This window comes from Cecembia calidifontis (genome assembly GCF_004216715.1).
Lineage (GTDB): Bacteria > Bacteroidota > Bacteroidia > Cytophagales > Cyclobacteriaceae > Cecembia_A > Cecembia_A calidifontis.
This window is the reverse complement of sequence record NZ_SGXG01000001.1, coordinates 26,994-47,565: the sequence shown is the minus strand read 5'-3', so window position 1 is coordinate 47,565 and position 20,572 is coordinate 26,994. Positions and strand designations below refer to the sequence as shown.

The 20,572-nt window shown below is 37.9% G+C and carries 15 protein-coding genes; 13 read left to right on the top strand and 2 right to left on the bottom strand.

What is annotated here, in order from left to right; genetic code table 11:
• Positions 1-52 precede the first annotated feature (52 nt).
• The 3 genes from BC751_RS00195 to BC751_RS00185 all read left to right on the top strand — a co-directional run bounded on the left by BC751_RS00195 (position 53) and on the right by BC751_RS00185 (position 3,222).
• Positions 53-1,255, top strand: a complete 1,203-nt coding sequence (locus tag BC751_RS00195) for an IS4 family transposase (protein WP_165389770.1) — start codon at positions 53-55, stop codon at positions 1,253-1,255.
• Between the two features lie 477 nt (positions 1,256-1,732).
• Complete coding sequence (locus tag BC751_RS00190; protein WP_130273780.1) at positions 1,733-2,821, top strand: hypothetical protein; 1,089 nt, start codon at positions 1,733-1,735, stop codon at positions 2,819-2,821.
• Between the two features lie 2 nt (positions 2,822-2,823).
• Entirely contained in the window at positions 2,824-3,222 is a 399-nt protein-coding gene (locus BC751_RS00185) for a hypothetical protein (protein ID WP_130273779.1), read from the top strand.
• A gap of 224 nt (positions 3,223-3,446) precedes the next feature.
• Here BC751_RS00185 and BC751_RS00180 read toward each other — a convergent pair whose 3' ends face one another.
• Entirely contained in the window at positions 3,447-5,081 is a 1,635-nt protein-coding gene (locus BC751_RS00180; RefSeq protein ID WP_130273778.1) for an ABC-F family ATP-binding cassette domain-containing protein, read from the bottom strand.
• A gap of 496 nt (positions 5,082-5,577) precedes the next feature.
• Between BC751_RS00180 and BC751_RS00175 the strand changes: the two genes are divergently transcribed.
• From BC751_RS00175 to BC751_RS00155, 5 genes are all read left to right on the top strand, one after another.
• On the top strand, positions 5,578-6,804 hold the full coding sequence (locus BC751_RS00175) for an IS4 family transposase (RefSeq protein ID WP_130273777.1): 1,227 nt from the start codon (positions 5,578-5,580) through the stop codon (positions 6,802-6,804).
• Between the two features lie 98 nt (positions 6,805-6,902).
• Positions 6,903-7,106: a hypothetical protein gene (locus BC751_RS00170; RefSeq protein ID WP_130273776.1), complete on the top strand. Its 204-nt coding sequence runs from the start codon at positions 6,903-6,905 to the stop codon at positions 7,104-7,106.
• A 187-nt stretch (positions 7,107-7,293) separates the two neighbouring features.
• Positions 7,294-8,151 (top strand): GLPGLI family protein, encoded by an 858-nt coding sequence (locus BC751_RS00165; RefSeq protein WP_165389769.1) that lies wholly within the window; start codon positions 7,294-7,296, stop codon positions 8,149-8,151.
• A 153-nt stretch (positions 8,152-8,304) separates the two neighbouring features.
• A complete protein-coding gene (locus BC751_RS00160; RefSeq protein WP_130273774.1) occupies positions 8,305-9,531 on the top strand; it encodes an IS4 family transposase in 1,227 nt (408 codons plus the stop codon).
• 199 nt (positions 9,532-9,730) lie between these two features.
• On the top strand, positions 9,731-12,253 hold the full coding sequence (locus BC751_RS00155) for a TonB-dependent receptor (RefSeq protein WP_130273773.1): 2,523 nt from the start codon (positions 9,731-9,733) through the stop codon (positions 12,251-12,253).
• Positions 12,254-12,491: 238 nt separating this feature from the next.
• Here BC751_RS00155 and sucD read toward each other — a convergent pair whose 3' ends face one another.
• Entirely contained in the window at positions 12,492-13,373 is an 882-nt protein-coding gene (gene sucD / locus BC751_RS00150) for a succinate--CoA ligase subunit alpha (RefSeq protein WP_130273772.1), read from the bottom strand.
• Between the two features lie 129 nt (positions 13,374-13,502).
• On the opposite strand from sucD, the gene BC751_RS00145 reads away from it, so the two are divergent.
• The 5 genes from BC751_RS00145 to BC751_RS00125 are packed head-to-tail and all read left to right on the top strand — an operon-like array spanning position 13,503 to position 20,491.
• Complete coding sequence (locus BC751_RS00145; RefSeq protein WP_130273771.1) at positions 13,503-16,928, top strand: sensor histidine kinase; 3,426 nt, start codon at positions 13,503-13,505, stop codon at positions 16,926-16,928.
• A gap of 51 nt (positions 16,929-16,979) precedes the next feature.
• Positions 16,980-18,158, top strand: coding sequence for a hybrid sensor histidine kinase/response regulator (locus BC751_RS00140; protein ID WP_130273770.1), 1,179 nt, complete (start codon positions 16,980-16,982; stop codon positions 18,156-18,158).
• Between the two features lie 3 nt (positions 18,159-18,161).
• Complete coding sequence (locus BC751_RS00135) at positions 18,162-18,794, top strand: ABC transporter ATP-binding protein (RefSeq protein WP_130273769.1); 633 nt, start codon at positions 18,162-18,164, stop codon at positions 18,792-18,794.
• Entirely contained in the window at positions 18,791-20,014 is a 1,224-nt protein-coding gene (locus tag BC751_RS00130) for an ABC transporter permease (RefSeq protein WP_130273768.1), read from the top strand. Before BC751_RS00135 ends, BC751_RS00130 begins: the two co-directional genes overlap by 4 nt.
• Positions 20,015-20,050: 36 nt before the next feature.
• Positions 20,051-20,491: a hypothetical protein gene (locus tag BC751_RS00125; protein ID WP_130273767.1), complete on the top strand. Its 441-nt coding sequence runs from the start codon at positions 20,051-20,053 to the stop codon at positions 20,489-20,491.
• Positions 20,492-20,572 lie beyond the last annotated feature (81 nt).

The following is a 20,572-nucleotide window of genomic DNA, read 5'->3' as shown; positions in this document are numbered from 1 at the left end:
ATTCAAGTTAAAACTAAGTTATGAAAAATTTATCATCGAAAGTAGGACTTCGGTGAAAGATTTTCTTCGTGACCGTTTCTTTTCTTTTGAAGTTCTTGTGCTTTTTATTTTGTCAAAGAGCAACAAAGGACTTAATATCTGCCTTGAAGAGTTTTTTGGGGAATCTTTCTTATCGCCCACTAAAAGTGCATTTACCCAGGCCAGGAAAAAACTGTGCTATACAGTTTTCAAAAAGCTTAACAGTTTGATCTGCAGTCTTTTTTACGAACATGCAAAGTTCAAGAAATGGAAGGGTCATAGGGTGCTTTCTGTTGATGGTTCAACGCTTGAACTCCCAGATCATCCCTCCATGTCAGAGAAGTTCAGCTATCATGGTTTTGGGCCCAATGCGGATGCAGGACATTACATGAGCAGGATATCTTACCTGTATGATGTTTACAACGGCCTAGTACTGGATGCCGGTATGGAAAGCTACACCACTTCCGAAGCCACCCTATGTCATGCCCATCTTGGACATATTAAAGAAGGGGATCTTCTTGTGTGCGACAGGTATTATGCATCACTGAGACTTTTTTTCGAGCTGAAAGGAAAGGGGGCCGATTTTCTTTTTAGGATGAAGGACAATTGGTGGAATTGTGTCGAGGATTTTTCCCTGAGCAGTTCCACTGATGCGGAATATACATTAATACTCCCTCCAAAATACGGTTGGCTGCTTGAAAAGTATCCCTCGTTATCCCAAACCATGACCGTAAGACTGATCAAGAAAAAGAATAAGAAGGGTAAGATATCAATATATGCAACTTCGCTGCTGGACAGGAAAAAATATACAGCTTCCTCTCTAATAAACCTGTACAAACAGAGATGGGGAATAGAAGAAGCATATAAACTGATCAAATCAAGACTTGAAGTATCTGATTTTTCCGGCAAAACAGCATGGGCGGTCCAGCAGGACTTCTATGCCAAGACCCTGATCATATCACTCTGCAATATTCTTTGCTATGATGTGGAGCCAAAGACCAAAACAGGACGGACATCAAAGTCAGCAAGGACCTTGATAATCAATAAAACTTATGCACTGTCAAAAACAAAATCCCTGATTCTGAAAATCACAGATTTAAGTGGTGAATTAGAGGAGATTATCCAGAAATATGTAAATAAAATCGCTTCCAAAATAGAATATTCAAGAAGAAACCAGGTATTCAAGCGGAAATTCAGAGCTAAACTGAAATACTCAATGAATTACAAATCTATTTAATCACATTCCTTAACTTAACGGCATTATATTTCAATTGATTAATTAGTAAAAAAAGTTACCTAAAAATTTGATTATAATATATATATATATATATATTAGTTGTCACTAAGCTTAGTTGATTGAAATTCATACTTTAACCAAAAACAAAAAATTTTATGAAAAATCTAATTAAGTCTTTATTTGTAATTATGGTAATGACAATTGTTTGGTTCAAGCCATCTGAAGTGAAATCTCAAGCAGCTCTTTGTGAGTCAATGGGTATAACAGAAAAAGATACAGGAATAGTCTATTGCTTGGGAATTGGGCACACTACCTGTATAGTTCCATGTCCTGAATTTTAGTAAACTTGGAAAAGCAACCTAAAATCAGTTTTTAAATTGGATCCCATTTTGAGTCCATTACTGAATTTTTCAATATTCTTAGGATATTCAATTTTGGTTTCAAATTGGGATCCTTTTATAAAAAGAGATAAAATAAATGAGATATTTAATTTGGTTTTTATTAATTGCACAAATTTCGTGCAAGCAAGAACAAAAGGAAATTGTTCAAATACCCCATGATTCTTTCAAGCTTGAAATTATAGATACAGTTTTTTATGATTTTCCATACTTTAAGTTTGCATCAAAATTTAAAAGTAAGTTGTTAGGATATAACCCCTTTAATAATGATGTAATAATATTTGACATAAGGTCCTTAGAATTATCTTATTTTAATAATTTTGGTTCAGGACCAGAAGAGTATTTACTTCTTTACAATAATTTAGGATTTACGGAAAACCAAGAAATAATTATATCTGGAATTAAAGACTTTAAGTTATTTGACATTAATGGTAATTTTATCAAGAGCTTTATATTTAATAGAGAGTCAACTCGGGCACCGGTTTTAAAACCTTTTGGAATAGATAATTCAATTTTCGGAATAAACCTTCCCCAAGGAATGTCTTCAAATCCTGATTTTTTTAGAAAAGAGCATGATCTGCTAATTGAATTTGACACTGAAAAAGAAAGTTATAATTTGATCTCAAGTTTTCCATTTAAAAAGTTAAATGATTTAGAAGGGTATTATTTAAATAACGGATTAATTATTTCAGACATATATGATAAAAAATTGTATTTAATGGATCAAAATGAAACAGTTTTAAGAAGATATGATCTAAAATCAAAAAAAGAAGAAGAACCTATTGTTCTAGATTTAGAATATTTTGAGCCACAACTGCTTCCATTCGGGAAAAAATATACTTCAGAACAATTAAAATTTCTAAGTGCAATGAACAGCTCTCTATATGATATTTTTATTCAGGAGAATTTGGTTTTTGTAATTTATGACCGGGCTTACACTGAAAATGAAATACAGGATTACTATAAAGATATTTCCAAAATGGATAATAAAAATGGGCCTCCAATTAGGTATGTTTTACATGTTTCAGATAAAGAAGGAAACAGAGTTAAAAATGATATTATAATTCCCCTGGAATTCGGTAGGCCTATTTTCGCATGTAAAGATTATGTATTGACACTGATAGAAGGCAGTAATAATAATTTATTATTAAAACTTAAATTCTCATGATTATGAATTTTAAAATCTTGTTTTATCTGGTATTTTTTTCATTCTTCTTTTTTCAAAAATCTGAAAACTATTATTCTTATTTTGATGAAATAAGGAAAGAAGAATTTAAACAACCAAAAGGCAGCAGATTTATAGTTTATTTGATCAGTGATAATTACAGTGAGGAAAGAGTAAAGAAATTATTTAAAACTTCGGATGATATACTCGGATTGGTAGATTCTTCCAACTTCAAAGCTTTTAAAGCCAAACTAGAAAAAATCCATCCGGATGTGAAATGGGTTGAGTTCAGAGATGAATCAAAGAAAAAAGAATTCCAAAACAAATTCAATTATCAATCCGCACCAATTCTTCTAATTGCCCATGATGGATTGGTCAGCTTCGATCCCAGTCAAACTTATTGATCATTATAATTGTCACAAACCTGGCTTCTAAACTAAAAGCATATTTCAATACCTTTACCCTTAATTTCCCCAAAAAATATCAATGAATATCGCAAAGCAAATATCCATCAATATCACTTAGTAATTCCCGATTCTTAGAATACGTGACAATCTATTTATCTGAAAATACTTTTTTATTTCAAATATATTTCGCGAAGCATATTTCCATTTAAACAGCTAAAGGCTTATCTCCTTTCCACTTCCCTCAAATTCTCCAGTTTCTTATTCCTTAAGAAGCCATTGATGTCTTCAAAATGTTCTTTGACACGTTTGTTGCCAAATTCAAAAACTTTAGTCACCAAACCGTCTAAGAAGTCCCTGTCGTGAGAAACCAAAATCAAGGTGCCATCAAAATCCTTTAAGGCATCCTTGATGATGTCTTTGGTTCGCATGTCCAGGTGATTGGTCGGTTCGTCGAGAATCAGCAAGTTTACGGGTTCCAACAAAAGTTTGATCATGGCCAGGCGGGTCTTTTCCCCTCCGGAAAGCACTTTGACTTTTTTGTTGATGTCATCTCCGGAGAACATAAAGGCACCGAGCAAATCCTTGATTTTGGAGCGTATTTCACCGACGGCAATCTGGTCTATCGTCTCAAAAATAGTTAGGTTTTCATCTAATAAAGAAGCTTGGTTTTGGGCGAAGTAACCGATCTGTGCATTGTGACCCAATTCGCATTTTCCCTCAAAGTCGATCTCGCCCATAATGGCTTTGATCATGGTGGATTTTCCTTCACCGTTTTTGCCCACAAATGCTACTTTCTGTCCTCTTTCAATGGTCATTGAGGCATTTTTAAAAACCACATGCTCCCCATAGGATTTAGAAAGGTCTTCCACGATTAGCGGATACTTGCCTGATCTTGGTGAAGGAGGAAAACGCAAGCGTAAAGCGGATGTATCCACCTCGTCCACTTCGACCAATTCCAGTTTTTCCAACATTTTAACACGGGATTGGACCTGCAGGGTCTTGGAATAAGTGCCTTTGAAGCGTTCGATGAATTCCTTGGTCTCTGCGATCATCTTTTGCTGCTCTTCGTATTGCTTCTGCTGCTGTTCTCTGCGTTCTTTTCTCAATTCCAGGTAATGGCTGTACTTGGCTTTGTAATTATAAATCCGGCCCATCGTTACCTCAATGGTACGGTTGGTGATATTGTCTACAAATGCCCGGTCGTGGGAAATCACCACCACGGCTTTGGCTTTTTCGGTCAAAAATTCCTCCAGCCACTGAATGGATTCTATGTCCAGGTGGTTGGTAGGCTCATCCAGCAGAATCAGATCAGGTTTTTGTAAAAGGATCTTGGCCAGCTCAATCCGCATTCTCCAACCCCCGGAAAATTCCGAAGTGGGTCTTTGGAAGTCCGCCCTTTCAAAGCCAAGGCCCAACAAGACCTTCTCCACTTCTTCCTCGTAATTCACCTCTTCTATGGAATAGAACTTCTCTGAAACCTCTGAAACCCGCTCGATGATTTTGTAATATTCCTCTGAATCATAATCAGTTCTTACTGTCAATTCCTCATTCAATCGGTCAATTTCGGCTTTCAGTCCCAAGTAGGAAGCAAATGCCTTGGCCGTTTCATCAAACACTGTACAGTCGTCTGCGGTCAGCAAATGCTGAGGGAGGTAGGCAATCACCGCATCTTTAGGGGCGGAAACACCACCTTTGGAAGGCTTGGTCACTCCTGCGATGATTTTGAGCATGGTGGATTTTCCTGCGCCATTTTTCCCCATCAAGGCGATTTTATCATTGGGATTGATAGAGAAAGAAACGTCACTGAATAAGGCATGTCCGCCGTGGATAACGGCAATGTTGTCAATTGAGATCATTGGATTAAGAATTCAAGGGGCAAAGGTAGGCTTAAATAGAATTAAAGTGGAAATAAATTTATAAATGAGTAAGGGTACAGGGGAATATTTTATGAAATCTATTGAAACTGGATAAGAAAAAGAGGTCAATATGGACAAGTCATAATGATGTTGATTATTTTATCAAATGGAGCAATTTGAGTTTTTCACATGGGTGAATTTTTCCAAAAAAAATCAAAGCTAAATGTTCAAATCACGGAGTGAACCTCATTCCTTCCAGGAAGAGTAATTGCTTTTTCGTCAATTTTTCGAACTAATACTTGTTTTTTTTTTTTTTTTTTAAATAGAGTTTTAATTAATAATATGTTTAATTTTAATCGTTTAAATTTACTGTCGTCCGAGAACTGATACAAGATAAAAAATAAAATCCTAGAATAGTACAAAAATCAAAGATGGGCAGCTCTTTTGGAACTTACCCATCTTTTTTATATTGTTGTTTCGACCAAGAACCAACAATATGTCTCAAGTTAAGCATAAATTTTTGTCTGGGCATCCTATCATCGCCCAACTTCTTTCTCTTATTCCCAAAGAGCTATTCAATCAGGTCGTTGAGGAAGAAAACTCGGATAGGTACTACAAGAAACTTAAAACAAGTGATCACTTTATCTGTATTTTTTATGCCGTGTTGACCAGAAACAGCAGTCTAAGAGAGGTATGCAAAAACATCGGCCTGATCATTACCAAGCTTATTCCTTTTGGAATGAAGCAGCTGCCTGCAAGGAGTACTCTTTCTGATGCAAACCGTAAGCGCAGTTATCGTGTTTTTGAGCAACTGTACAAAGGGCTGTATTCATACTATAGGGCATCTTTGGTAGGAAATTGGCTTGATATCGGTGGAGAGGTCGACCCCAGCCGTGTTGAGGTTTTTGATTCCTCAACGGTCACGCTGTTCAAGGAAATCCTCAAAGGGGCCGGACGCAATCCCCTGAACGGAAAGAAAAAAGGAGGTGCCAAGATTTTTGCTAAAATGAATCTGGCAGAAGGCGTTCCCAATTTTATATGTATCCGTTCTGCGGCCACAAATGAAAATATGTTTTTAAAAGTGATGGATCTGCCTGAGCATGGGATAGCTGTTTTCGACAAGGGATATAACCGCTATTCCTGCTTTGAAAAATGGGACAGTTCAAACAGATATTTTGTGACCAGAAAAAAAGACAATGCAAGATATGAAGTGGTCAGTGAGTTTGACTGTACGCATGCTATTGATATCATCAAGGACCAGATTATCTCACTGAGCTACAGGGAGAAGGGAGTTTCTCGGACAGTTGAGGCCAGACTGGTGGTTTATGCTGACCCTGAAAGCGGTGAAACGCTGGAATTTATCACCAATCTTAAGGGATTGGATGCATTGACCATAGCTCTTCTGTATAAGAACAGGTGGGTTATCGAAGTGCTTTTCAAGCAGATAAAGCAGAATTTTGAGCTCAGAAATTTTTTGTCGGACAGCGAGAACGGGATCAAAATCCAGATTTGGATGGCATTAATACTCAACCTGCTGTTTACAGTTCTACATAAGCGGATAAAAGAGGCTGAAGACTTCTCGACCATGGTCATGGTAGCAGCAAAAAATCTTTGCTCCTACGTCAGTCTTGAAAAGTTCTTACTTTTTCCTGAAGCTTACTTTAAAAGTATATTTCAAAAAGACCTTCAAAATATGCAAACCCAATTATTCCTCTCAGGATAGGGGGTACTTTTTGAAATCAAAAAAAAAGTCCTCTAACATCATTCTAGAGGACTTTATTCTAATTTTCGTAATTTAGTCGGACGACAGTAGTTTAAATTATGAAAAAAATTGTAATGATTACATTTTTGACGGGTATAATAGGGATATTTAAAGTTGGAGCGCAAGACGCTTCGATTCCAGATTCCTTTCAATGTATTCCTTTCAGTTTGCCTTGTGGAGGAAGTGGTTTGGCTTGTGGATTTACGGAAGCAGAAAGAATCCAAGATGCTGCAAATTGGACGGCATTTTATTGTGGAGGATGAATCTTTAAGGCAATTGGATAAGGAGGCTAAATACTCCTTATCCCAAATTTTTTGTTGAAAAACTAAGGAACTGAAATTTATTTGGAATAAAAAATAACTTTAGATAACCTTCAATTATACTTTTAGAAAGACGAGTTGATTAAGGTCATGATAGTTTTACTATATAAGTATGATTAAAATCTTGTTTATGAAAACCATTGAGCATTTAAGTTTAGTTTTACTTATATTCTTATTGATTAGTTATAATCAAGTAAGAGGTCAGAATTCCAATTTTGCTTTTTTTTATAATTTAGATTTTATCAAAGATACAACTGACCTAGAGTCCAGACAAAAAGAATTAATGGTTTTGTGGTCTGGACCTGAAATGAGCATGTTCCAAAGCTATAATGGCTATTTAAGAGATTCAGTTTTAAATCATTATTTAAATATTGCAAAAGATAACGATAATAATAAGAGACCAGCAGGAAGTACTGATATAAATAAAATGCTTCAAGAAATGAACCAGTTTCCTGTTCCCTTATTTTCTTATAAAGTTGTCAAACACAAAAATAAAGGAGAAATTAATAATTTCAGAAAAATATTCAGGACTGATTATATGTATCAAGAATCCATGGGGGGGATTACTTGGACCATAGAAAAAGAGGCAAAGGAAATCTTAGGGTATCAATGCAATCTTGCTACGTGCACTTATGGGGGCAGGAAATTTATGGCATGGTTTGCACCTGAACTTCCGCTTGACGATGGGCCATATATTTTTCAGGGCTTACCGGGACTTATTTTTGAACTATATGATTCTGAGTGTAACTTTCATTTTACGCTTATCGGATTAGAGAGGAAAAGCATTAATATAGAAAACTACCTTCCTGATAATTATTTAAAAGTTAATAAATTGAAATTTTTTTCAATTGAAGATGAATACAAGAAAAATGTATTTAGTCAAATGAGTGAAGCGGATGCACAAAGAGTTTCCCCTTCGGATGCCTTAAGAGTTCAAGAAAGGGTGAAATCTGAAAATAACCGTTTGGAATTGATTATTGATAACTGAAGTGCGGTTTTTCATATTTTTAATTACTGTCGTCCGAGAACTGAGGCAATATAAAAAATAAAATCCTAGAATAGTACAAAAATCAAAGATGGGCAGCCCTTTTGGAGCTTACCCATCTTTTTCATATTGTTGTTTCGACCAAGAACCAACAACGTGACACAATTTAAGCATAAATTTTTGTCTGGGCATCCTATTATCGCTCAACTCCTCTCTCTTATTCCCAAAGAGCTATTGAATCAGGTCGTTGAGGAAGAAAACTCGGATAGGTACTACAAGAAACTCAAAACAAGTGATCACTTCATCTGCATGTTTTATGCGGTGTTGACCAGAAACAGCAGTCTTAGAGAGGTCTGCAAAAACATCGGCCTGATCATAACCAAGCTTATTCCTTTTGGAATGAAGCAGCTACCTGCCAGGAGTACCCTTTCTGATGCAAACCGTAAACGCAGTTATCGTGTTTTTGAACAACTATACAAAGGGCTGTATTCATACTATAGGGCATCTTTGGTAGGAAATTGGCTCGATATCGGTGGAGAGGTCGACCTCAGCCGTGTTGAGGTTTTTGATTCCTCAACGGTCACGCTGTTCAAGGAAATCCTCAGAGGGGCCGGACGCAATCCCCTGAACGGAAAGAAAAAAGGTGGTGCCAAGATATTTGCCAAAATGAATCTGGCAGAAGGCGTTCCCAACTTCATATGTATCCGTTCTGCGGCCACAAATGAAAATATGTTTTTAAAAGTGATGGATCTGCCTGAGCACGGGATAGCTGTTTTCGACAAAGGATATAACCGCTATTCCTGCTTTGAAAAGTGGGACAGTTCAAACAGATATTTTGTGACCAGAAAAAAAGACAATGCAAGATATGAAGTGGTCAGTGAGTTTGACTGTACGCATGCCTTGGACATCATCAAGGACCAGATTATCTCACTGAGCTACAGGGAGAAGGGAGTTTCTCGGACAGTTGAAGCCAGACTGGTGGTTTATGCTGACCCTGAAAGCGGTGAAACGCTGGAGTTTATCACCAATCTTAAGGGATTGGATGCCCTAACCATAGCTCTTCTCTATAAGAACAGGTGGGTTATCGAAGTGCTTTTCAAGCAGATCAAGCAGAATTTTGAACTCAGATATTTTTTGTCGGACAGCGAGAACGGGATCAAAATCCAGATTTGGGTGGCATTGATACTCAACCTCCTGTTTACAGTTCTACATAAGCGGATAAAAGAGGCTGAAGACTTCTCGACCATGGTCATGGTAGCCGCAAAAAATCTTTGCTCCTACGTCAGTCTTGAAAAGTTCCTACTTTTTCCTGAAGCTTACTTTAAAAGTATATTTCAAAAAGACATCCAAAATGTACAAACCCAATTATTCCTTTCCGGATAGGGGGTGCTTTTTGACTTTCAACAAAAAACACCTCTAAAACTTCATTAGAGGACTTTATTTTAAATTTCTTATTTTAGTCGGACGACAGTAATTTTTAATTGTAATAGTCGTTACTTTAATTAACCCAATATTAACCATTGGGCAAACAGTGCTGTCTGGAAGGGTTATCCTTCAAACTGATCAAAGCGCTCTTCGCTCAGTGCATGTTTTAGTCAAAAATAAAAGCAGTTCAGAAATTCTTGGGTTTGCGGTAAGTAAAGAAGATGGAAGTTTTTCCATAAATGTAGAGTCTGCGGCAGATAGTTTATGGCTTGTCGGGCAATCAATGACCATAAAAAAGATAGAGCTTAAAATCGCAAACACTACCCAATTTGTAATCTTGGAAGCCCAACCTTCTGTACTACATTTAGAAGAAATTATAGTGGAAGCAGCTAAAAGTCCTGTATTGTCTAAAAATGACACTATATCATTTGATTTGGAGCGATTTTCAAATCAAAATGATAGGGTATTATTAGATGTTTTGAAAAGGCTACCGGGTATAGAAGTTTCGTCGAATGGAGCTATAAGTTACAGAGGTGAATCTATTCGTAAATTTTACATTGAAGGACTGGATTTACTGGAAGGCAGGTACAATATAGCTACCAGGAATCTGCCTGTAGATGCCGTAAAATCTGTAGATATCCTTGAAAACCACCAACCTATCCGATTGCTGGATAGTATAGAGTTTACAAGCCAAGCCTCTATCAATATAAAGTTAAAAAAGAACGATGTGGTGATCGGAAGAGGGTATGCAGGAGGAGGTTTTCCGGGAATTTGGGATGCAAAAATAGCCCCAATGATTTTTAACAAATCTTTTCAGTCTATTGTCAGCATTGGAAGTAATAATGCAGGGGAAAATTTGTCTGATGAAATTCTTGATTTCAGTAAGTCGGGGCGAAGGTTGATCGAAGAAGAGTCGAGACAATGGTTTCAGTCTGCTGGAATAAGAGGAGGTAGTTTGGGGGATGATAGGTATATATTCAATAGAAGTCTTCTAGCTTCTGTCAATACGATAAAAAAGCTGGAAAATGACCTTGAGCTAAAGTCAGCACTGGATTACTCAAGAGAAAATATCAAAAATTCCTTTCTTATCAACAAAAATTACTTCGTGGGGGATAATGTAGTGTCTATTCAGGAATCCGGTCTTCTTTCCGAAAAAGCCGATAGATTTAGGGTTAATTTATCGTTGGAAAAAAATTCTCCGACCAACTATTTTCACAATCGGCTAAAAGTTACTTTGGTAAATTCCTTCTTTACGAGTGATTTCAACTTTGAAAACCAAAGTGTTTTTCAGCACATTAGAAAACCGGACATCGTATTTTCCAATAATTTTAAAAAGATCATCACAATTGGCTCACAACTTCTGGATTTCAATTCTGATGTATTCTTTATCAATCAGAGACCTGTATTGAGCAGTTTGCCTCCCTTTTTGGGATTGGCCGAAAGTTCTTTGTCTGTTGAAGGAATTCAACAGCTTCATTTTAACAGATTTGAAGCTGACAATTACATCTCATACAGAAACATCAAATTACTAGGTCTTCAGGCTTCCGGTGTTTCAGGCTTTGTGTATGGACATTCTGATTTAAACACCAGCGCATTTCTAGGTAACACTGTTCTTGGCTTGCCCTTTGAAAACAAAATGTATTTCAGAGAAGCATCACCCTATGCTTCTTTGTCTTTTGAAAGAAACAGGAAACAGAGCCAGTTGAAATTGGTTTTGCCGACCAAATTCGCATTTTTCAGTGTTCAGGATAGATTGGAGTCGGAAGAAATAGATAATACGAACAGGCTTGTTTTTGAACCAGAAGTTTATTGGAGGCTGGAAAAAGGGCCATATTTTGACTTTAGAAACTCATTCAGAAGAAAGGTTTCGTTTGGAGATCTTTCTGATATATATACAGGTCAGATTTTTACCGGTTTCCAAACAGTGCAGGTGAAAAATTCAGAGCTACCTGTAGTAGATGATTACAGGTTAACATTGAGGCAAAGCTTCAAAGATCCTTTGATTTCATTGTTTATCAATTCTACCATTTCATTAAATTATTCTCAGCGAAACACTATTCTCGAAAATCAGGTAGATAGCAATGGCAGCATTATGATTTCTGCACTAAATTGGGACAACATTGGTAAAGGATTTTCCTGGATGGGGGACGCCAGTAAATTTGTATCAAAATTCCGGACCACTTTTGCTGTGGGGTCATCTTTTAATTGGGTTCAAAGGGAAATTGCAGTGAATGAAAATTTTCAGTTTTTGAATTATTCCAGAACCAATGCCTATGTCAAAGCAGCTTACAGGCCATTGGGTAAAATCAATTTTGAATTAAAATATGAATATGATGAAACAGTAGCATTTTCGGAAGGTGATTTTGACAACCACACCTACATTTCTACACCTTCCCTCTCTTTAATATTCTTGCCGTCTAAAAATCAAACTGCTAATTTCAATTTTGAGTCCTTGACCATCAATTCGAACGCCGGAACTTCAGCAGCTAGAATACATTTTTTGGATTTGGAGTACAATTATCGAATACCTAAAAGCAGGCTGGAGATTTCCCTGCTTGCCCATAATCTACTTGGTCAAAATGAATGGACAACAGTATTTAACTCTGCTTTTGTTTTTGTAGAAGATTTTAGGTTACTTAGGCCGAGGCAGGTAGTGTTCAGGTTGGGTTATGCATTATAAAGAGTGTCTATTTGTTTCGGAATGTTCTTACTTGTATTTACTCTTAGAATTTTAACTACTTGGACCTAAGTATGGATTTGATAAAAAAATAGGATTAGTATTGATGATTTTGGAATGGTCATAGCCTTGACTTTACCACAAAAAAACACCCAGAGTAAACTGGGTGTTTTTTTAAGAAAAGAAATTTAACAATCAAAATAAATAACTAAATATCACATAGGCTAAATGTAAAAATCCATTAAGCTTCAACGCCAAGTACTTTGGCCATTACCGCACCGATTTCGGCAGGTGATTCCACTACATGGATGCCATTTTCACCCATAATGCGCATTTTGGCAGCAGCAGTATCATCAGCTCCTCCAATGATGGCTCCGGCATGTCCCATTCTACGTCCCGGAGGTGCAGTTTGACCTGCGATAAAGCCCACCACAGGCTTTTTATTGCCGGTTTCTCTGATCCATTTAGCCGCTTCTGCTTCGTAATTACCGCCGATTTCCCCGATCATGACGATGGCATCGGTTTCAGGATCTTCCATGAGCATCTGTACAGCTTCTTTGGTAGAAGTACCGATGATTGGATCACCACCGATACCGATGGCTGTAGATACGCCCAAACCAGCTTTAGCGATCTGGTCAGCGGCTTCGTAAGTCAAAGTTCCTGATTTGGATACAATTCCGATTCTGCCTTGCTTGAATACAAAGCCCGGCATGATGCCCACCTTCGCTTCACCTGGTGTGATGACGCCTGGACAGTTAGGCCCGATCAATACAGCTCCTCTTTCTTTGATATAAGGTTTGGCTTTCATCATGTCAGCCACAGGAATTCCTTCGGTGATGGCAATGATAACCTTGATGCCGGCATCCGCTGCTTCCATAATGGCATCCGCTGCAAATGCAGGTGGAACGAAAATAATGGAAGTATTGGCGCCTGTTTTTGCTACTGCTTCTTCCACAGAGTTAAAAACTGGCTTTTCCAAATGGGTTGTACCGCCTTTTCCAGGGGTCACGCCACCCACTACATTTGTTCCATATTCAATCATCTGCTGTGCATGGAATGAACCTTCAGAACCGGTAAAGCCCTGCACGATCACTTTTGAATCCTTATTGACTAAAACACTCATGCTTCGATTTTTAAAGTTTCGACAAAAATAAAAGATTCAGCCCTACCACAAAAAGAAAAGGTAAACAATCTCCAATTAATTTACAGTATGCATATCTTTTTATAATTTAGATGGCTGTTCTTAGTGCTTATGAGAGTTATCATCGGGTGCATATTCGCTTTGTTTCTATTAGGTGAAGCGCCCGCCCAGAATTTTCCCATCAACGATCAAATCAGAGGAGTGGAGCTTCCCTCTGATGTGGTCTATGATATCATGCAGGATGCAGAAGGGCAAATCTGGTTCAATACGGCCTTAGGACTCTTTTATTCAGACGGATTCTTTACTTATCCTGTCCCAGACTCTGTTCAATTCCTATTATCTAAAAGAATCGGTTTGCTCAGGGGAAAAGATGGGGCTATTTGGGTATACAACAAAATAGGAAAACCTGAGCTGCTCAAATTCCATAAGGGAAATTGGGTGATAGCGGATCTGCCTGAGCCAATGAACGCTCAAACATTTCCTTACCTATATTTTGATATTAGTTTTCATGATAACAAAGAGCATTATTTTTATGTGACGCCGGATAGCATATATATTTCAAACAGTGAAAAATGGAGTAATTTCAGTTGGGATGTAAAAAAGAATGGAGGTTTACATTCGGTATTTTCCCAGATGGATACTACGTTGCTTTTATTTGATAAGAATACCCTTTCTTTTGACGGAAATGACTTTTACGATTTTTCCTGGAAGGGCTTGGATCTTCCCGATCGGGTAATAAGGATAATAAAAGATGAAAAAAACAGCAGGTATTATTTTTTGGGAAAGGTTTTTTTGGCGACCGGTCCGAGTGTAGATTATGTGGACAGGATCATCCACCAGGGTTTTGTCAAAAGTTTTTATATCACAGAACCCCACAGTGGATTGACGCAAATTGATAAGGATATATTTTACCATTACAATTCCCAGCTTTTCAAATATTCCATTGATGAGGATCAAGTAGTCGAGTTAAGTACTTTTGATGAACTGAGAACCCATCACATCTACTGTCACTTAAAAGATAGGGAAGGGATTCTTTGGATAGGCTCACATCGCGGAGTGGTGAATATCAATTCTTTGAGGTTTCAGAATTATGGTTCCAGGATATTTCTGGATGATGAAGTCACCGCTTTAAGCAAATTGGAAGGTGGCTTTTTGGTAGGCTTTAACAATGGCCTTCAATTATGGAAAAATGGGGAAGTGAAAACTCTTTTTAAGGATGAGGAATTGAGGGGAATGCCAGAAATTAGGATCACCAATTTTTCAAAAGATAGAAGGGGGAAAATATGGTTTACAGCAAATGCCTTGGGATTGGGGAGCTTCGATCCATTAACAAATCGCCTGTCTCTTCAAAAAAATCCTTATGAAAGGTTTGTCAACTCTGTCCATGTTGTTGGTGATAGTCTTTTTACTATCAGCAATAAAAAGATTTTCCTTTCTTCCATAGATCAGCCAATTGATAAACATTTTGAAAATGATATTACCGGTCAGATGCTTCAGGCATTTGGCCAGTCCCAATTTTTCCTGAGGAAGATAGGGAAATTATCAAATGGAAAGTTGGTCTTTATGCAGGGTGGGAATGCGATACCGGAGGTGGACAAATTAATTGAATTCGAAGGTGCGGTAGCTGTGATAGGGTATGATTTTTTGGAACTTGGTGACAGGATTTACTTCGGGACGGAAACAGGCCTTAAAGTATATCAAAATGGTAAAATGGTGCCTTTTGAATGGGAAGGTCAAAAAATACAAAGGCCGGTTTATGCCATTCTCCATGATAAATCTGGAAGAGTTTGGGCAGGAACAGATAGGGGGATTTTTTTAATTGACAGGTTTGGACTTCGGAATTTCAATGAAAATAGCGGGCTTGCAGGATCGGAAATCAACCGAGGGGCATTGGTGGAGGATGATGAGGGGAATATTTGGATAGGTACTTCCAAAGGGCTTTCAAAATTTAATTCACGGGAAGATTTCTACATTTTTTCTCAACCACTGCTCAGTATCGGCGAAGTACAATTACTTGATTTCCCGGCAAGAAAAATTGACATCAACAAAATTCCCTTTAGTAATAACAGTGTTATTATTCCTTTTAAGGCAGTTACTTTTCTACAGGATACACAATTGACTTTGAAATATAAACTGGAGGGGCTGCATGATTCCTGGTTGGAGATCAGAAACCCAAAAGAAAATGAATTGATTTTCAATAATCTGCCTCCGGGATCGTATCAACTTATTTTAATGGCAAGCAATGATGGATTTACTTTTACCTCTCCTGTGTCCACTCCTCCTTTTAAAATCCTAAAGCCCGTTTATCTTCAAAATTGGTTTTTGATCATTGTTGCTTTGGCTTTGCTGGGTATAGGTTACCTGATCAGGATTCTTTTTGCACAAAGCAAAAAAGCAGGTGCTTTAAAAATCGAAATTGACGAGAAAACCAAGGAAGTTATTCAATCTGAAGACCAATTTAGGATGGTTTGGGAAAGCTCCAAAGATGGTCTGCTATTGAGCTCTGAGGATGGAAAAGTAATTGCTGCCAATCAAGCTTTGGCGGATTTGGCAGGGATTAAGCTGGAAGATTTTCGGAATGGCTTTATATGGGAAATGTTTGATGATAAAAAATTCTATGAAGAACAAAGGAAAAGCCTGGAAGAAATTTATAAGGACCATCCTGTCAAACAGGTTAATTTTGAAATCAAACTTCCATTTAAGAGCGGTTTAAAATATGTGGATTATTATGCCAGTGAATTGAAGTCCGAATACAATGGGCAAAAGGTCTATTTTTCTGTATTCAGGGATATCACAGACAGAAAGATTTACGAAGAAGGATTGAAAATTGCCAAAGAGAAAGCAGAACAAGCAGCCAAGGTTAAATCCAGCTTTTTGTCCAACATGAGTCATGAAATCAGGACCCCGCTCAATGGGATTCTTGGTACTGCTGAAAACATTATGCTGAACAGACAAAATGACCCGGAACTTATTGCCCAACTGGAGATCATACAGGAATCGGGTGAACGCTTGCTCAAAACGATCAACAGTATCTTAGATCTGTCTAAAATTGAATCGAATAAACTGGAATTTAAACCGGAACCCATCAATCTCAATGAGTATTTGTCCAAATTGTTGTTGCCATTGAAGTCTTTGGCCATTAAAAAAGGTATCTTGATTTCAGTCAAGAATCTTACCCAAGCTATGGTGGTAGAAATTGATCCCAGGTATTTTGAAATGATAGTAAATAATATTGTAGGGAATGCGATCAAATATTCGGATAGGGGCTTGATTATTGTTAAATTATCGGGAAGTGATGGATTCATTGAGTTGGAGGTGATCGATCAGGGGATTGGTATGAGTGAGGAATTCTTGGAGCGGATTTTTGAACCTTTTGAGCAGGAAAGTGACGGCTACGGGAGGGTGTATGAAGGTACCGGATTGGGTCTTGCCATTACAAAAAATCTCGTTCAGATGATGAAAGGTGAAATTTTTATAAACAGTAAAAAGGATGAGGGTACAAGTGTCAGGATAATTTTGCCTGTATTTCAAAAATGATTTCTGATATCCATTTTATCTTGTAATTTGCATGCTGGAGAGAATACGCCTATGTTTCCATTAAGGATATTGATTACAGAAGATGACCATGTGTCGGCTCTTCTACTGAAAAAAGCGCTTGAAAAAAACAACCATCAAATCATTGGTATCTCTGATTCGGGAGAAAAAGCTCTTGAGATCTTAGCGGAACATCATGCAGATATTGTGATGATGGATATCAATTTGGCGGGTGAATTGGATGGTATAAGAACCACTGAAATCATAAATGAGAAATATGATATTCCAGTGGTTTACCTTTCTGCCAGCTCGGATGCAGAAACCCTCACCAAGGTGGTGGGAACAAACCCTTCTGCATATGTTATCAAGCCCTTTAACATCAGGGAGTTGAATATGGTTATTGAGTTGGCCATTTTTAAGGACCGTAAGGAAAAAGAACTTCAAAAACTCAATAATGAATTAGAGGAAAAGGTGAGGCAAAGGACGAAGGATCTTGCTGAAGCCAATAAAGAACTTACACGGGCTTTGGAAAAGGAAAGGGAAATTGGTGAACTCAAGTCAAGGATTGTTTTGAATGTGTCCCATGGGTTCAAAACCCCTTTAACCTCTATCTTGAGCTCTGCGCAATTGCTTCAAAAATATGCTGAAAAAGACCATCCTTTCAAAGCAAAAATCATGAAGCATGCGGAGAAAATCGAGCATTCTGTAAGGAACCTGAACAGTCTTTTGACTTCGGTGCTCTTTTTTGGTAAGGCCGATGCCAATAAAATTGATTACAAGCCCAAGAAACTATTCCTAAATGCCCTGATCAATGAGGTGGTAGATGTAGTCAAAGCGGGAAGTGAAAACGATGTCAAGATCAATCTAAAACTAGGGAATATTCCCAAAACCATCACTTCCGACTCAGATCTTTTGTACCAAATATTTGAAAACCTGCTTTCGAATGCAGTAAAATATTCCAAAGACGGTCAGTCGGTGGAATTTGAACTCACGGAAGAAAATGGCTATCTGCATGCAAAAATATCCGATCATGGAATTGGTATACCCATAGAAGAACAGGATCAGCTTTTTGACCGTTTCTTTAGAGCAAAGAACGTCGGAATTATTGAAGGCTCCGGACTTGGGCTTTCCATAGTAAAAAAATGTGTGGATGTTCTTGAAGGTGAAATTACTTTTAAAAGTAAACCGAACGAAGGCACAACTTTCTTCGTAAAGATTCCCATAACAAAATAAAGCATGCTTGTCGCAAAGAATATTGAATTCCATTACAGTCCAGATCAAAATTTTAATATCCCCGATATTTCTTTAAATCAAGGTGAGCAATTGCTCATACTCGGAAAATCAGGTAGCGGTAAAACAACCATCTTAAACATGTTGGGTGGATTGTTAAAACCGCTTAAAGGGGAAGTGTTGATTGATGGCACTTCACTTTACCAATTGAGTGGTGCTGCCCTGGATAAATTCAGAGGGAAAAACATAGGCATCATTTTCCAGAAGCCTCATATTCTTTCCCCTTTGACGGTGGAAGAAAATCTTCGGTTGGCCAATTATTTTTCCAAAGCAAAGGGAGATAAAAATGAGGTTCTGCTAAAGGATTTGGGGATTTTTGAAAAAAGGAAAGCCAAAGTAAATACACTTTCAGAAGGGGAAGCACAGCGCGTTTCGATTGCAAGGGCATTGGCCAATTCCCCGAAAATAATTTTAGCGGATGAACCGACAGCCAGTCTTGATGATGAAAATGCCGGGAAAGTCGTTAAGCTCCTTAAGGAGCAGGCAGAAAAATTCAATGCCGTTCTTATAATAGTAACCCATGATCAGAGGGTAAAAGATCATATTTCCAATCAAATTACGATAGGAGGTGAAGTATGAACATGTTCAAACTGAGTTGGAAATATCTCGTGGCTAAGCCACTTAATACTGGTCTAAATATACTTTTGCTTGCTTTAGGTCTTGCGATTATCACCGTCCTGATTCTTATTCAGGATCAGTTCGAAAAGAAAATGACCAGAGATGCAGAAGGGATAGATCTGGTTGTCGGCGCCAAGGGTAGTCCGCTTCAACTGATTCTATCCAGTGTTTACCATATTGATTTCCCCACCGGGAATATTGATATGGAGGATGCCATTGCCCTTTCCAAAAACCGTCTCATCAAGAATGTCATTCCATTGGGGCTTGGAGATAATTATCAGGGATACCGAATCGTAGGGACCAATTACGATTACCTTGAACTGTATAATGCCCAAATGGGAGAAGGATTGATTTGGAAAAAACCTTTTGATGTAGTTTTAGGTCATGAAGTTGCAGTAAAACTTGGGCTGAAGGTTGGAGATAATTTCGTTGGTTCACATGGGATTGGCAGTAGCAGTCATGAACATGATGAACATCCTTACACCGTTACAGGTATTTTGGCACCACAGGGGAATGTTCTTGATAAATTGGTCCTGACAAGTATAGAGTCGGTGTGGTACACCCATGATGAAGATCATGATCATGATAAGTTTGAAAAACCGGTTGCCAAAACCGGATTTCCTGAAACTGACGAGGACAGAGAAGTAACCTCCCTCTTGGTTCAGTACCGCAATCCCATGGCAGCAGTTCAATTGCCACGATATATCAATAGTAGAAGTGCATTACAGGCAGCCTCCCCTTCATTTGAAATATCAAGGTTGTTTGAGCTTTTAGGGGTAGGAGTTAAATTGATCCAGGGCCTGGCTATCGTGATTATTGTTATTGCAGGTCTGGGAATTTTTATAGCGCTGTTCAATTCATTAAAAGAAAGAAAATATGACCTGGCAGTGATGAGGACATTAGGGGCTTCAAGAGGACAGCTGTTCTTGCATATAGTTCTTGAGGGGGTGATTTTAACCGTTCTTGGAGCCATTGTAGGGATATTAATGGGGCACCTTTTCCTGGCTTTGCTTGTTATGCAGAATGAACAGGGTGCCATCAGTGGACTTTCCGCAGCTGTGTTCCTCCAGGAAGAGTTATGGATTTTGGGTTATGCGGTATTGGTGGGTATTATTGCCTCTCTTATACCTGCATGGAACGCTTATCAAACAGATATTGCAAAGCAATTGTCCAAATCTTAACTTCACAATCGGATTAACTTGTTATACATAAAAGGTATGGTATTGAAAAGAATAGTATTCGTCTTTGGTTTTGTCCTTCTTAGTAATTGGGCAATCAGTCAGACTTCCCAAAATGTATGGAGGGATTTGTCTGATGTGACTTATAAAATAGGACAGGATGAATTCGGTGAATTATATATTCCGGTTTTCAGTCAAAAAATAAAAAGTCTGGAGGGCAAAGTAGTTGAAGCGGATGGCTTTATCATTCCTTTCGAAGGGATGTTTAAACCTGAGCATATCATTTTATCCTCCCTTCCTTTAGCAGAGTGTTTTTTCTGTGGATCAGGCGGGCCTGAGACGGTTATGGAAGTAATGCTGAAAAACCCTATTAAGTATACTTCCAAAAGGGTAAAAGTCAGAGGTAAATTGACCTTGAATGACAAAGATCCTGAAAAGCTGATGTACATTTTAAAAGATGCTGAGCTTTTGACAAATTAATGGAATCTTACAACTGAATTTCATAAAAAAAGGGGGTGTCCGAAAAGTCGAGACACCCTTTTTTTATTGTTGATTTTCTCT